The 12,601-nt window shown below is 56.8% G+C and carries 13 protein-coding genes; 5 read left to right on the top strand and 8 right to left on the bottom strand.

Annotated features, from left to right (window positions below):
• Positions 1-91: 91 nt before the first annotated feature.
• Positions 92-1,873, bottom strand: a complete 1,782-nt coding sequence (locus H7848_RS01950; RefSeq protein ID WP_208347552.1) for an SLC13 family permease — start codon at positions 1,871-1,873, stop codon at positions 92-94.
• 125 nt (positions 1,874-1,998) lie between these two features.
• Positions 1,999-2,811, bottom strand: coding sequence for a TIGR00282 family metallophosphoesterase (locus H7848_RS01945; protein ID WP_208347551.1), 813 nt, complete (start codon positions 2,809-2,811; stop codon positions 1,999-2,001).
• Positions 2,812-2,966: 155 nt separating this feature from the next.
• Between H7848_RS01945 and H7848_RS01940 the strand changes: the two genes are divergently transcribed.
• Positions 2,967-3,518, top strand: a complete 552-nt coding sequence (locus tag H7848_RS01940; RefSeq protein ID WP_208347549.1) for a DUF2799 domain-containing protein — start codon at positions 2,967-2,969, stop codon at positions 3,516-3,518.
• Here the strand turns inward: H7848_RS01940 and H7848_RS01935 are convergent.
• Together H7848_RS01935 and mgtE are read right to left on the bottom strand one after the other, a co-directional pair.
• Positions 3,503-4,078, bottom strand: a complete 576-nt coding sequence (locus H7848_RS01935; RefSeq protein WP_208347548.1) for a 5-formyltetrahydrofolate cyclo-ligase — start codon at positions 4,076-4,078, stop codon at positions 3,503-3,505. The genes H7848_RS01940 and H7848_RS01935 overlap by 16 nt on opposite strands.
• Positions 4,075-5,475: a magnesium transporter gene (mgtE, locus tag H7848_RS01930; protein WP_237072527.1), complete on the bottom strand. Its 1,401-nt coding sequence runs from the start codon at positions 5,473-5,475 to the stop codon at positions 4,075-4,077. Before mgtE ends, H7848_RS01935 begins: the two co-directional genes overlap by 4 nt.
• 85 nt (positions 5,476-5,560) lie before the next feature.
• Between mgtE and guaD the strand changes: the two genes are divergently transcribed.
• The gene (gene guaD, locus H7848_RS01925) at positions 5,561-6,865 is read left to right on the top strand and encodes a guanine deaminase (RefSeq protein ID WP_208347547.1); all 1,305 of its coding nucleotides are present in this window, start codon (positions 5,561-5,563) and stop codon (positions 6,863-6,865) included.
• On the opposite strand, the gene hisN is transcribed toward guaD, so the two are convergent.
• Together hisN and H7848_RS01915 are read right to left on the bottom strand one after the other, a co-directional pair.
• Positions 6,853-7,698 (bottom strand): histidinol-phosphatase, encoded by an 846-nt coding sequence (gene hisN / locus H7848_RS01920; RefSeq protein ID WP_419555484.1) that lies wholly within the window; start codon positions 7,696-7,698, stop codon positions 6,853-6,855. The two genes, guaD and hisN, sit on opposite strands and share 13 nt — an antisense overlap.
• Positions 7,699-7,737: 39 nt before the next feature.
• Entirely contained in the window at positions 7,738-8,109 is a 372-nt protein-coding gene (locus H7848_RS01915; protein ID WP_208347546.1) for a helix-turn-helix domain-containing protein, read from the bottom strand.
• A gap of 299 nt (positions 8,110-8,408) precedes the next feature.
• Between H7848_RS01915 and H7848_RS01910 the strand changes: the two genes are divergently transcribed.
• On the top strand, positions 8,409-9,368 hold the full coding sequence (locus H7848_RS01910) for an NADPH:quinone oxidoreductase family protein (protein ID WP_208347545.1): 960 nt from the start codon (positions 8,409-8,411) through the stop codon (positions 9,366-9,368).
• Between the two features lie 2 nt (positions 9,369-9,370).
• Here H7848_RS01910 and H7848_RS01905 read toward each other — a convergent pair whose 3' ends face one another.
• Entirely contained in the window at positions 9,371-10,243 is an 873-nt protein-coding gene (locus H7848_RS01905) for a LysR substrate-binding domain-containing protein (protein WP_208347837.1), read from the bottom strand.
• Positions 10,244-10,364: 121 nt separating this feature from the next.
• Here H7848_RS01905 and H7848_RS01900 point away from each other — a divergent pair, with 121 nt between their 5' ends.
• Entirely contained in the window at positions 10,365-10,559 is a 195-nt protein-coding gene (locus tag H7848_RS01900) for a DUF1127 domain-containing protein (RefSeq protein ID WP_208347544.1), read from the top strand.
• A gap of 140 nt (positions 10,560-10,699) precedes the next feature.
• Positions 10,700-11,476, top strand: a complete 777-nt coding sequence (locus tag H7848_RS01895; RefSeq protein WP_208347543.1) for a Bax inhibitor-1/YccA family protein — start codon at positions 10,700-10,702, stop codon at positions 11,474-11,476.
• A gap of 48 nt (positions 11,477-11,524) precedes the next feature.
• On the opposite strand, the gene H7848_RS01890 is transcribed toward H7848_RS01895, so the two are convergent.
• Positions 11,525-12,556, bottom strand: a complete 1,032-nt coding sequence (locus tag H7848_RS01890) for a sulfotransferase family protein (RefSeq protein ID WP_208347542.1) — start codon at positions 12,554-12,556, stop codon at positions 11,525-11,527.
• Positions 12,557-12,601: the final 45 nt, after the last annotated feature.

Genomic DNA, 12,601 nt, shown 5'->3' with positions numbered 1-12,601 from the left:
TCACTGTCGGGTCGGGTGGCCTAAGCGATCATCAGATTTTTCAGCGGGCCGTCCGCTGCCCCATCAGGCAGAGAGACGTTGTGCAGCACCCTTATAGAGGCCAGATAAACGGAATAATGGCCGAGGCCAGTAGGCCAACCGAAAGATTTAACGGGATGCCCACCCGCAGAAAATCGGTGAACCGATACCCCCCCGGACCATAGACCAGCATATTTGTCTGATACCCGATCGGAGTGGCAAAACTGGCCGAGGCCGCGACCATCACCGCCACGACCAGCGGGCGGGCATCGATACCGATGGCATCGGCCAGACCGATGGCAATGGGCGTCACGACTACCGCGACGGCGTTGTTTGAAACCAGCTCGGTCAGGACCGACGTCAGCAGATAAATCGCCCAGACGATCAGGAAAGGCGGCAGGTCGCCCAAAGCAGGTGCAATCGCTTCGACGATCAGTCGCACAGCGCCTGAGGCTTCCAATGCGGCCCCAATCGCCAGCATGGCAAAGATCAGGGCCAGTAACCGTCCATCGACAAAGGAAAATGCCTCTTCGGCGTCAATGCAGCGGGTGATGAAGACCAGCGCGACGGCAAAAACGCTAAGCATCAGGATGGGGGCCACGCCAAAGGCCGCCAGCCCAACGATCCCCAACAGGGCCACCACGGCCAAAGGGGCATGGCCACGACGGAAAGCCCGCGCCTTGGGTTTGGCGACGTCCACCAGTTCCATATCAGACGCCAGTCGCTGAATGTCTTCGCCCGCGCCTTCCAGCAGCAAGGTGTCCCCAACCCGCACCACCAGATCATCCAACTGGCGCCCGATGTTCTGATTGCGCCGATGCACCGCCAGGGGATAAACACCGTACCGCCGTCGCAACCGGAGCGACCCCAGCGACCGCCCGATCATTTTACAGCCCGGAGTGATCAGAACCTCGACCGTAGTGGTCTGAACCGAACTCAGCTTATCCACCATGCGCACGTCTTTCGATTGCTGAAGCCCCAGCAATTCGGTCATTTGGGTGCGCAGAACAACCCGGTCACCGGCCCGCAAAACGACCTCGGACAGGTTTCGCCGTAGCGACGCATCGCCGCGCAGCACATCCACCAGCCGCACCCCTTCGCGCTTGAACAGATCGATGTCACCGACGGGCTGGTCGATCAGGCTTGAGTCCTCGGGGACGGCGACCTCGGTAAAGAATTTCATATTGGACTTCTGCGTCAGCAGGCCTGCCATACTGGTGCGTTCCGGCAGCAGAAATGGCCCGATGACGCGTAGATAAAGCATGCCCCAGATCACCAGAATAATGCCCAGCGGCGTGACCTCGAAAATCGTAAACGGCGCCAGCCCGTTGACCCGTGCAACACCATCGACCAGCAGGTTCGTGGATGTCCCGATCAGGGTCAGAGTGCCGCCCAGGATCGCCGCATAAGACAGGGGGATCAACAGCTTGGATGGCGCCAGCCCAAGCCTGCCGGCCAGTTGCACGAAGACCGGGATCATGACAACAACCACAGGCGTGTTCGACACGATGGCCGAAGACACGATGACAAACAGCATCAACCCGGCAATGGCCAGAACGGGCTGCCGATCCGCCCGCCGTTCGGCCATCTGAGTGAACCAGTCCAAGGCACCCGTCCGCACCAAGGCCCCCATCACGATAAACATCGCCGCAATCGTCCAGGGCGCCGGGTTGGCCAGAACGGCGACGGCGCGTTCATAGGGCAAAATGCCCAGAACCAGCATCAGCGACACCCCGGCGATGGCCACGACTTCGGTTGGATAGGACTCGCGTAAAAACAGCACGAACATGCCCGCGACGACGGCAAGGGCCACAATGGCCTGAGTGGTCTGAGAAAGCTCAAGCAAGCCCGTCATCAAAGCGGCGCGCCCTTTTTGATCCGAAAGCCGGTGTCAGAAAATATCATTCAAAGCATCCCCAAACTGTCAGATCGTTGACCAGAGCACAGATTAGCAGCGCAATCCGGCGCGCGCTACTGATTTCAGGGAATTGCTGCCTGCAAACGGCCACCATGGCGTATCATGCGTACCGTTTTGGCGCGGCCTGTCTGATCATCGGTTTCGACAAACAGACCAGATAATGTCGCTTCGCCCATGGCAGGGGTAAAGCGGCCCTTTGACATACCGGTGACAAAGCGGCGCAATGGTTCGGCCTTTTCCATACCGATGACCGAGTTATAGTCACCGCACATCCCGGCATCGGTCAGATAGGCCGTGCCGCCGGGTAAAATCTGCGCATCCCCCGTGGGCACGTGGGTATGGGTGCCCACCACGACTGATGCCCGCCCGTCGCAAAAATGCCCCATGCCCATCTTTTCCGACGTGGCTTCGCAGTGCATATCAACAACAATCGCATCGGCCTGCCCACCCAGGGGGTGATTGCGCAGAACCAGATCAACAGCCGAGAACGGATCGCCAAAGGCGCGCTTCATGAATACCTGACCCAGCACTTGCGTGACCAGAACCTTGCGCCCGTTTTGGGCCGTGAACAGACGTGCGCCCTGCCCCGGGGCCGTTTTGGCAAAGTTCAAAGGTCGCAGGATACGCGGTTCGCGTTCGATAAAACCCAGCATTTCCTTTTGATCAAACGCATGATCGCCCAGCGTCACACAGTCGGCCCCCGCATCAAACAGCAGCTTGGCATGATCGCCCGACAGACCGGCCCCATTCGTGGCGTTTTCGCCGTTGATGACGACAAAATCCAACCGCCACTCCTGGCGCAACTTCGGAAGGTGTTCGGAAATCGCAGACCGCCCAGCGCGGCCCATAACATCGCCTAAAAACAAAAGTCTCATGTCAAAAGCCCTAGGATTGATCAGTTCAAAGAACAAGTCTGAACACAGCATTGCGGGCGAAATTCGTCCTTATTGTCTGAAAACAGTGTTTTGTTATTGCTTAACAGTCGCCTTTTTTCTCTTGTCATCAGAGACTTTTCAAACGAGGCGCCCAAATGATCCGTAAAGCTTTCTTATTCAGTTTTTTTCTTATTGTTCTATCTGGATGTGAAACGATGACCAATAAAGAATGTATGCGGGCTGATTGGTACGGTATTGGGCTGTCAGATGGTCAGAGCGGTCGTTACAGCGATTATCTGGACAATCATGCGAAAGCCTGTGGAGATATCGGGATTGTCCCAAATCAGCAGAAATGGTTGGTCGGTCGTCAGGCTGGATTGCAGCAGTACTGTACTCCGGAAAATGCGTTCAAGATCGGTCGACGGGGCGATAGTATCAACAAGGTTTGTTCACCCGAACAACATAGTAAAATGTTTCAGCCATTTTACGTCGGTAAGCAAATTTATGACTTTGAATGGAGAATTAACTCACTTGAGTATGAACTCGAGCGGCTTCAATCTGACATTGACCAAGAGCTGATTTCAGAAAAACCAGACCTAAACGAAATTCGTAGATTACGGCGTAAAGTCCGGTCAAATGAACGCGAAATCCGCACGCTGCAACAGCAGAAGTTCGTTGTAGAGCTTAAGGTTCAGGACGTACTTTGATCCGGGCCAACCATGACCAGGTCTAGTTCTGTGACGACCATATCCAGCGGCTGATCCGTCGGGTCCAGCGGGATGTCGGGAAACTCTTGCGCGGCATAGGCAAATCCGATGGCCAGGGTTGGGTGTTTGGCGCGTAAGTTCTGCAGGGTGCGGTCATAGAACCCACCGCCATAGCCAAGTCGCCCGCCTGCGCGGGTAAAGGCCACCAGCGGGACGATCAGCAGTTCCGGTTCGATCCAGTCACCCGACGCAGGCACCATCACCTTGAACGGCCCTTCGACCAATTCTGCGTCCGGCTCCCACCTGCGGAATTTCAACGGCTTGCCCTGCGCTTCGATGACCGGGACGCAAACCGGTCCATGGGCTGCGGCTTCGGCCATGGCGGGCAGCGGGTCGATCTCGGACCGGATGGGGATATAGCCCGCAGTTGGCACGCCGCGATATCCGGCCAGAACCGACGACAAAACGCCCGCTGCAGCGCCGCTGTCCGTCGCATGGGCCTGCGCACGCCGTTGGAAAGCCTGCTTGCGCAATTCGGCCTTGCGATCCGCAAGGGTCATAAAAGCACCACCGCAGCCAGACCCAGAAACGCGAAAAAGCCGACGACGTCTGTCACCGTCGTCACAAATGCGCCCGAGGCCAGCGCAGGATCAATTTTCAGCTTGTCCAAAATTACTGGAATAACCGTGCCCGCCAGCCCGGCAACGACAAGATTGATCACCATCGCGGCGGCAATGACCCAGCCCAGATCGAACGAGTTGAACCAGACCAGCCCGACCAGCCCCATGACGACGGCAAAGATGACACCGTTCACCAGACCCACCAGAACCTCACGCCGGATCACGCGGAATACGTTGGACCCGGTCAGGTCTTTGGTCGCAATGGCGCGCACCGCCACGGTCAGCGATTGCGTGCCCGCGTTCCCACCCATCGAGGCCACAATCGGCATCAGCACGGCCAATGCAACGATCTGAGTGATCGCCTCTTCGAATTGCGCGATCACTGCGGATGCCAATATCGCCGTAATCAGATTCACCGCCAGCCACGGGAAACGGCGTCTGGTCGTGTTGATGACTTTATCGCTCAGACTGCCTTCGCCCACACCGGCCAGACGCAGGATATCTTCTTCATGCTCTTCATCCAGAACGGCCATGGCGTCATCAATGGTGATCACACCGACCAACCGTTCGTCTTCGTCGACCACGGGGGCTGAAATCAGGTGATACTGGTTAAAGGCATAGGCCACCTGATCTTCGGGCTGGGTCACGGGGATTGTGCGAAAACTGTCTTCGGTGATAATCGACAGCGGCACTTCGCGCCGATGCGACAAAAGCCGCCCCAGGGTGACATAGCCCGTGGGTTTCAGACGCGGGTCAACCAGAATGATGTGATAAAACTGTTCAGGCAGATCATCATTGGCGCGCATATAGTCAATCGCCTGCCCCACGTTCCAGTGTTCCGGCGCCATGACGAATTCGCGCTGCATCAGACGACCGGCGGACTCCTCGGGGTAAGACAGCGCCTGTTCGACCGCGACCCGGTCGGCATCATCCAGCGCCTCAAGCACGGCTTCCTGGGTGGGTTCGTCCAGATCCTCGACCAGGTCGACGACATCATCAGAGTCAAGATCGCGGACGGCTTCGGTCAGCGCCTCTTTCGGTAGAAAATCGATGATTTCTTCCCGCAGGGCTTCGTCCAGCTCGGACAGCACCTCACCATCGACGATCTCACTGGACAGCAGCAGAATTTCGCGCCGCTGCGCGGTGTCGACCTGTTCCAGAAGGTCAGCAATATCCGCCGCATGCAACGGCTGCAGCAACTCAAGCAAACGGGCGCTGTCAGCGGTTGCAACAGCAAGCCTGACCGACGAAATCAGCTTATTATCCAGCTTGTAGCTGTCTTCTGCGGGGGGGGCCTGTTCCAGCACTTCTTCCGTCATGTTCCGCCTTTCGATCATGCGCGCAGCCTAACCCGACCGACATCGGTGGCAATAGGTTAACGCGGGATTTACCCTGCCTGTTCCTGCGCATAGGGTGACAGCCATGACAGATCAAGATCGATTGCTGCTTGGCCAAACACTGACTTTTTCGGGCGACCCGTTCCATATGCCGATTGGGGACGCCTGTGATCACAACAGCCAGGGCGGCATTCTGATCCGCGACGGGGTGATTGCGGCGGTGGATCACGCCGACACCCTGAAATCGGCCTATCCCCAGGCCGAAGTGATGGATTACGGCCGCAATCTGATCCTGCCCGGTTTCATCGATACCCATGCGCATTATCCGCAGACCGCGATTATTGCCAGTTGGGGCAAGCAGCTGATCGATTGGCTGAACACATATACATTCCCCGAGGAAATGCGCTTTGTCGATCCCGACTATGCGCAGGCCATGGCGCGCACCTATCTGGACCTGCTGCTGCGCAATGGCACGACGACCGTTGTCAGTTACTGTACATCGCACCCCGTCAGTGTCGATGCCTTCTTTAGCGCCGCCACTGAACGCCAAATGTCTGTTTTTGCGGGAAAAACCTGCATGGATCGCAACGCGCCTGCGCCTTTGCTGGACACTCCGCAGCGCGCCTATGATGAAAGCAAGGCATTGCTGGATCAGTGGCACGGACGCGACCGATGCAAGTACGTGATTACCCCGCGGTTTTCGCCCACCTCGACCCCCGAACAGCTTGAGGTGCTTGGCCAGCTGTGGGCCGAACACCCCGATTGCTTGATGCAGACGCATATCAGTGAACAACTGCCCGAACTGGACTGGGTGGCAAAACTGTTCCCGAAGGCGCGCGATTATCTGGACACGTATGAGATGTTCGGGCTGTTGGGCGCCCGCGGGCTTTACGGCCATGCGATCCACCTGACCGACCGCGAGAAAAGCCGGTTAAGGGATGCGGGCGGCGCGCTGGTGCATTGCCCGACCTCGAACACCTTCATCGGATCAGGGCTGTTCGATATGGGCGCCCGCAAGGGCGAAGGGCATAAGGTCGGGTTGGCCACCGACACGGGCGGCGGATCGTCCTTTTCCATGTTACGCACGATAGCCGCGGCTTATGAGATCGGGCAGCTTTCCGGCACGGCGCTGCATCCGGCGCAGTTGTTATGGCTGGCGACGGCTGGCAATGCGCAGACCTTGCATGCCGATGATCATTTGGGGCACCTGGCGCCGGGATATGCAGCCGATATCACCGTCATCGATCTGACCTCGACCGCCGCCATCGAAACCCGCGCAAATCAGGCGGAAACCTTTTGGGATATGGTGTTCCCCACCATCATGATGGGGGATGATCGGGCAATTGCAGATGTTTGGGTGAATGGAGGACGTGTTGGTCAGCTGTCGTAGTCAAATCGCTGCAAAATCTCTAGCGCTGCCTGGTGTTGCTGGACCGAGGCCGCGGCCAGTGCACGCCCGCCGTCATGAACCGGCCCGCCGCTCCAATCCGTGACGATGCCGCCCGCCGCCTGGATAACGGCAATCGGCGCGGCAATGTCATAAGACTGCAAACCGGCCTCGATCACCAGATCAATCTGACCAGCCGCCAAAAGCGCATAGGCATAGCAATCCATCCCATACCGCGTCAGCTTGCAGTTTCGCGCAACCGCGTGAAAGGCGTCGCGCTCGGGCTGTGACCCAACCTCGGGGAATGTAGTAAAGATCGTAGACTGCGCAAGTGGCTGATCTGGCTTTGTTTTCAACGCCATTTGCCCATGCGGCCCGATCAGCGCCGCGTGGCCAAAGCCGCCTTCAAACCGCTCGGAAATATAGGGTTGATCGATCATGCCGTAGATCGGGCCATCCGCGTCAGACACTGCGATCAGCACACCCCAGGTCGGCGTGCCGGAAATAAACGCGCGGGTGCCGTCAATTGGGTCAAGCACCCAGGTCAACCCGGTTGTGCCGCCCTTTTGCCCGAACTCTTCGCCCAATATCGCATCATCGGGGCGCCGGTCCGCCAGAATGGCACGCATCGCTTCTTCGGCGGCACGATCGGCCACAGTGACGGGGTCAAAATCGCCGGCCAGCTTGTTTTCGACCGATAATCCGTTGCTGCGGAAATGCGGCAAAATCGCCTGCCGCGCCGCATCAGCCATCTGATGCGCCGTTTCACGCAGGTTTTCCTGATCAGAGGAACTTAGATTTATGCGGGCCGCCATAGATTTGGCGGTATCCCGCATCCACAGGGCGCGTCAAGCAGAACCACGCCCTTTACGTTTTCAGGCCGCTTCGCTCAGCACGCGGGCCAGGTCGAACAGACGACGGCGCTGATTTTCTGGGATCGCATAGTAGGACCGCACCAGTTCAAGCGCTTCTTTATCGGCCAGAATATCGCTTGGTACATTCGAATCTGTTCTGTTTTCATCCTGAATGTCACTGAGACCTTCAAAGAAAAAGCTCACCTCAACACCAAGGGCATCGGAGATATCCCACAGTCTGGACGCCGAAACGCGGTTCATGCCGGTTTCGTACTTTTGAATTTGCTGGAATTTGATACCAACTTTTTCGGCAAGCTGCTGTTGCGTCATGCCAACCATCCATCGGCGGTGGCGAATACGTTTCCCTACATGAACGTCAACGGGATGCTTCATTATGTATGCTCCTGGTTGTTTTTTATATCATACAACACGTTTATAAAGAAATCACGCGTTTTTCACGGTAAATTTCACGTTAATTTCACGAAGCTTTTGCGTGAGGCAATTTTTATAAGGTTTTTCAGCGTGTTTGTTTCTAGATTGAATACAGTTTTTTTACAACCTGAGGCTAAACGGCAACAAAAAACACACGCATCACCCTATCTAATCCCGCAATTCACGCAAAAACAGCGATTCTTTCCTCGCGTCTTTACAATCACTGATTTAATTTGACGCGAAAATAACCGGAGAACAGCATGCGCGCCTATCAAGTGAATGAACTTGGGAAAATTCCCTCTCTCGTTGATATACCCACACCTGAACCAAAAGAGGGAGAGGTCCGGGTGAAAATTCACGCTTGTGGGCTGAATTTCGCCGACCTTTTGCTGTTAAAGGGCCAATATCAGGAAAAACCGACACTTCCCTTCACGCTTGGGTTCGAAGTTGCGGGTGTTGTCGACGCCTGTGGGCCCGGTGTCAGCTTTCCACCGGTCGGAACGCGCGTCGCCGTGATGGGAAATTCCGGCGGGCTGGCAGATTATGGTGTTTTCCCCGCAAACCGTTGCCTGCCCATTCCGGATAAGATGCCTGCCGAACACGCCGCTGCATTTCAGGTCGCCTATGGCACCAGCCATCTGGCCCTGACGCAGCGCGCCGCTTTGAAAAAGGGTGAAACGCTGCTGGTTCTGGGGGCGGCGGGCGGTGTGGGGCTGACCGCCGTTGAAATTGGCAAGAAACTGGGCGCGACCGTGATCGCCTGCGCACGCGGGGCAGACAAACTGGCGGCGGCCAAGGCGGCAGGTGCGGATCATCTGATCGACAGCACAGATGCCGATATCACCGCCGCGGTCAAAGATCTGGGTGGCGCAGATGTTGTCTATGATCCTGTGGGTGGCGATCAGTTCACGGCGGCCCTGAAATCCTGCAAACGGGGCGCGCGGCTGCTGGTTATCGGCTTTGCAAGTGGTGATGTGCCCCCGATCCCCGCTAATATCCTTCTGGTCAAGAATATCTCGGTCATCGGATTTTACTGGGGCGGGTACCTGTCGATTGACGCCCCCGCCCTGATCGGCAGCCTGGGCGAATTGCTGCAATGGTATGAAAAGGGCGAACTGCACCCCCATGTCAGCAACGTCCTGCCGCTGGAACAGGCCCACGACGCGCTTGAGCTGCTACGCACCCGAAAATCCACCGGCAAGGTCATCGTTACGATGTAATGCTACCCCAAAGCCTGCGTCGCCGTGGCCTGATACGCCTCGGTGATCAGGCGGCATAGGTCGTCGATGGCGGGCACCTCAGGGCGGGGTTTGCGGTAGATATTCACCTTCATCGACGTCAAATCAGGCAGGGCGCCCCCGTGCTGGATATGTTCCAGATGATTGATCGACGTGCCCTGAAGCATCGCATGCACGGCCAGATCGGCACTGACCATGGCGCCAATCGTCCGAAAGCTGTCTGACTCAACCGCCATTTCCCAGGAAATACCCGCCTGATCCAACAGCTTCTGCACCCCGCTGCGAAAAACGCATGTATGTTCAAAGGCCAACCGCAATGGACGCTGGCGCCAGGCCTGCCCACCCGGGGCGCCCACCCAGACCAGTGGCAGTTCCAGCAGGGTCTGCCCGCCGTGATCCAACTGTTCTTCGGTCGTCAGAATCACGTCGACTTCGCCCGCCGCGAACTGTTGCTTTAACTTGCGGGTAAAAGACGACAGCAACTGCACCTTCACACGCGGGAACTGCTTGTCGAACCGTTGCAATACCTTTGGCAAGGCGGGATAAACAATGTCGTGGGGCACGCCCAGAATGATCTCACCTTCATAATCACGCGACGTCATCCGCGACACAGCTTCATCATTCAGGGCCAGAATACGGCGCGCGTAACTTAGCAGCTGTTCCCCTGCGCCCGTCAGCGCAACGGTGCGGTTGCTGCGGTCCAACAGCTCAAGCCCCAATGATTCTTCCAATCTTTTCAGCTGCATCGACACCGCCGATTGGGTCAGATTCAGAAAACCGGCGGCCTTGGTGATGCCGCCGACCTCGGCCACGGCCACGAAAGACCGCAATGATGTTGTGTCCAGATTTCTCATTATATCACAATTCCTGATACTAAACCCATCAATCATTCATTTTGAAAATGACACCGAGTCGCCTAAGTATCAAGGAAATTGATCATCACGTTCTAAAACATCACAAAAACTGCAGGAAGCAACCATGGCCTACATTACTGAAATCCACCACTTCCCAAAACGCCGTCATCATAGCATCCCGTCACTCAGACAAATGCTGGCTGTCATGAAAAGCCGCCGCGAACTGGCAAAACTAAGCGATTATGAGCTGAAAGACATCGGTCTGACCCGCGCAGAGGCAACAAAAGAAGCCCGCCGCCCCTTCTGGGATATCGCCTGAATCTAAAACCTGCGGCATACATGACAATTTTACGCAGGTTTTCGTACAAGTTACGCTTGAAAAAGACTGGCGCTCTGCCAATATCAAGGACAATAACGGGGGGATAACCCTTCGTCACTGTGTGACCTTTGGAGAGAGCAATGCAACAATACGCGAGAGTTCGGTCTACTGCCGGCATCCGCTCGGAAGAGATCGACGCCGGGCTTCGCGCCCATATGAACAAAGTCTACGGCACAATGTCCGTAGGGATGCTGATCACTGCACTGGCCGCATGGGCCATCGCAGGTTTGGCAACGACGACCGATCCGACGCTGGCAACGGCACAACTGGCAAATGGCACATTGCTGACCGGGCTTGGCTCGGCCATTTATCTGTCGCCATTGCGCTGGGTTATCATGCTGGCCCCTCTGGCCTTTATCTTCCTGGGCTGGGGCGCGCTGATGCGTAATGCCTCATCCGGCATGGTGCAGCTGTCGTTCTTTGGCTTTGCGGCCCTGATCGGCCTGTCGCTCAGCTCGATCTTCATCGTCTTCACGGCGTTCTCAATCGTGCAGACCTTCCTCGTGACAGCCATCGCATTCGCTGGCCTGTCGCTGTGGGGCTACACCACGAAGAAAGACATCTCGGGCTGGGGATCGTTCCTGATCATGGGTGTCATCGGTCTGATCGTGGCGATGATCATAAACATTTTCCTGCAATCGCCAGTGATGATGTACGCGATTTCCGCCATCGGCATTCTGATCTTTGCCGCGCTGACCGCGTTCCACACCCAAGAGATCAAGAATACATATGTTCAGATGGCCATGTCAGGCGATCAGGAATGGTTGAACAAAGCCGCTTACGACGGTGCGCTTAGCCTCTACATCAGCTTCCTGAACATGTTCCAGTTCCTGCTGATGTTTATGGGACAGGAATAGCGATCACCTCATATACATAAGAAAAAGGTCGGCCCAGTGCCGGCCTTTTTATTTGAATCTGTCCAGCATTGTCCGGGTTTCTTCGGTCCAGGCGTCCAGGTTTTTCTGATCTTCTTTTGCCAATTGGTGCCGTCTAAGAGGCCTCTTTTCCGGCAAACGTTCCGCCTGCACCAGCCAACCCTCATGCGGGGCGACGCCCAGAAATCCGGCCAGCGGCACAAGCTGCGCGCGCGGGTCGGCGACAACATCTTCATAATGAAACACGTGTTTGCGACTGTCGGGCAAAGCGTCAAAGGCGCGAATACCCATCTGCGTCAATGCCGACCAGAACGCAGCGCAGTCTTTCAATTCGGGTTCACGTTCAATAATCCGGCGGACGGGCAGCAACCGGCCCAGCATCTGTTCGGTAAATGCAATCATCCGGCTTTGGCCCACGTGACGGTCGGGGTTCAGGATATCCACCCCGAAGCGTTTGCCCATGGTCCAGACCCAGACCATAAACCGCAAGGGCTTATGCTGCTGCATCGACAGCACCACATCACGCCCATCCCGCAAAAGCAGGGCCATGCGTGCCTCGGGGAAAGCCGCGGCGGCTATGCCAGTGCCCAACAGTGACCCGCCCGACCGTTCGACCCACATCTTCGCACCGGTTTCCTGCATCAGCAGGGAAAATAGATGCCGATAATGATCAGGCCGCGTCTGGGCGGGAACTGTCGAAAACCCCTTTGCCAGCCTATCAAACACAGCATCGGGGTCCTCAAACAGATGCGGCAGGACCACGGCCAGAATGGGCGGGCAGTTGTTCACATCGAACCGACGACGTTCAACCGTGTGGTACAGGAATTCATTCGGGGAAACATCGGGCCGCGCCAAAACCCGTGTCAATGGCGTCGGGCGCGCCATCTGTTGCCAGAACGCAGGACCCGAAATACGACCCGGCACCAATGCCTGGCTGCCCTGCAGCGCAAACAGCTCAGACACACTTAGAATATCAGGATGCAGCCGGATGATCTGCGACATCATCGTGGATCCGGTGCGCGATGCCCCCAGGATCAGCGCGCCCGGCGTGACGTCAGTCATCTATGCCTTATTCAAGCAGCTACATGCGCTGCAACCCATCAAAGC

Source organism: Pseudaestuariivita rosea (assembly GCF_017592335.1).
Classification (GTDB): Bacteria; Pseudomonadota; Alphaproteobacteria; order Rhodobacterales; family Rhodobacteraceae; genus Parasulfitobacter; species Parasulfitobacter rosea.
The sequence above is the reverse complement of the archived record's forward strand: the minus strand, read 5'-3'. Positions and strand labels throughout refer to the sequence as shown.

Excerpts from the sequence above, each read along its gene's own strand:
- H7848_RS01950 (WP_208347552.1), bottom strand. The coding sequence starts at position 1,873 with ATGACGGGCTTGCTTGAGCTTTCTCAGACCACTCAGGCCATTGTGGCC.
- H7848_RS01945 (WP_208347551.1), bottom strand. The coding sequence starts at position 2,811 with ATGAGACTTTTGTTTTTAGGCGATGTTATGGGCCGCGCTGGGCGGTCT.
- H7848_RS01940 (WP_208347549.1), top strand. The coding sequence starts at position 2,967 with ATGATCCGTAAAGCTTTCTTATTCAGTTTTTTTCTTATTGTTCTATCT.
- H7848_RS01935 (WP_208347548.1), bottom strand. The coding sequence starts at position 4,078 with ATGACCCTTGCGGATCGCAAGGCCGAATTGCGCAAGCAGGCTTTCCAA.
- mgtE (WP_237072527.1), bottom strand. The coding sequence starts at position 5,475 with ATGATCGAAAGGCGGAACATGACGGAAGAAGTGCTGGAACAGGCCCCC.
- guaD (WP_208347547.1), top strand. The coding sequence starts at position 5,561 with ATGACAGATCAAGATCGATTGCTGCTTGGCCAAACACTGACTTTTTCG.
- hisN (WP_419555484.1), bottom strand. The coding sequence starts at position 7,698 with ATGCGGGATACCGCCAAATCTATGGCGGCCCGCATAAATCTAAGTTCC.
- H7848_RS01915 (WP_208347546.1), bottom strand. The coding sequence starts at position 8,109 with ATGAAGCATCCCGTTGACGTTCATGTAGGGAAACGTATTCGCCACCGC.
- H7848_RS01910 (WP_208347545.1), top strand. The coding sequence starts at position 8,409 with ATGCGCGCCTATCAAGTGAATGAACTTGGGAAAATTCCCTCTCTCGTT.
- H7848_RS01900 (WP_208347544.1), top strand. The coding sequence starts at position 10,365 with ATGGCCTACATTACTGAAATCCACCACTTCCCAAAACGCCGTCATCAT.
- H7848_RS01895 (WP_208347543.1), top strand. The coding sequence starts at position 10,700 with ATGCAACAATACGCGAGAGTTCGGTCTACTGCCGGCATCCGCTCGGAA.
- H7848_RS01890 (WP_208347542.1), bottom strand. The coding sequence starts at position 12,556 with ATGACTGACGTCACGCCGGGCGCGCTGATCCTGGGGGCATCGCGCACC.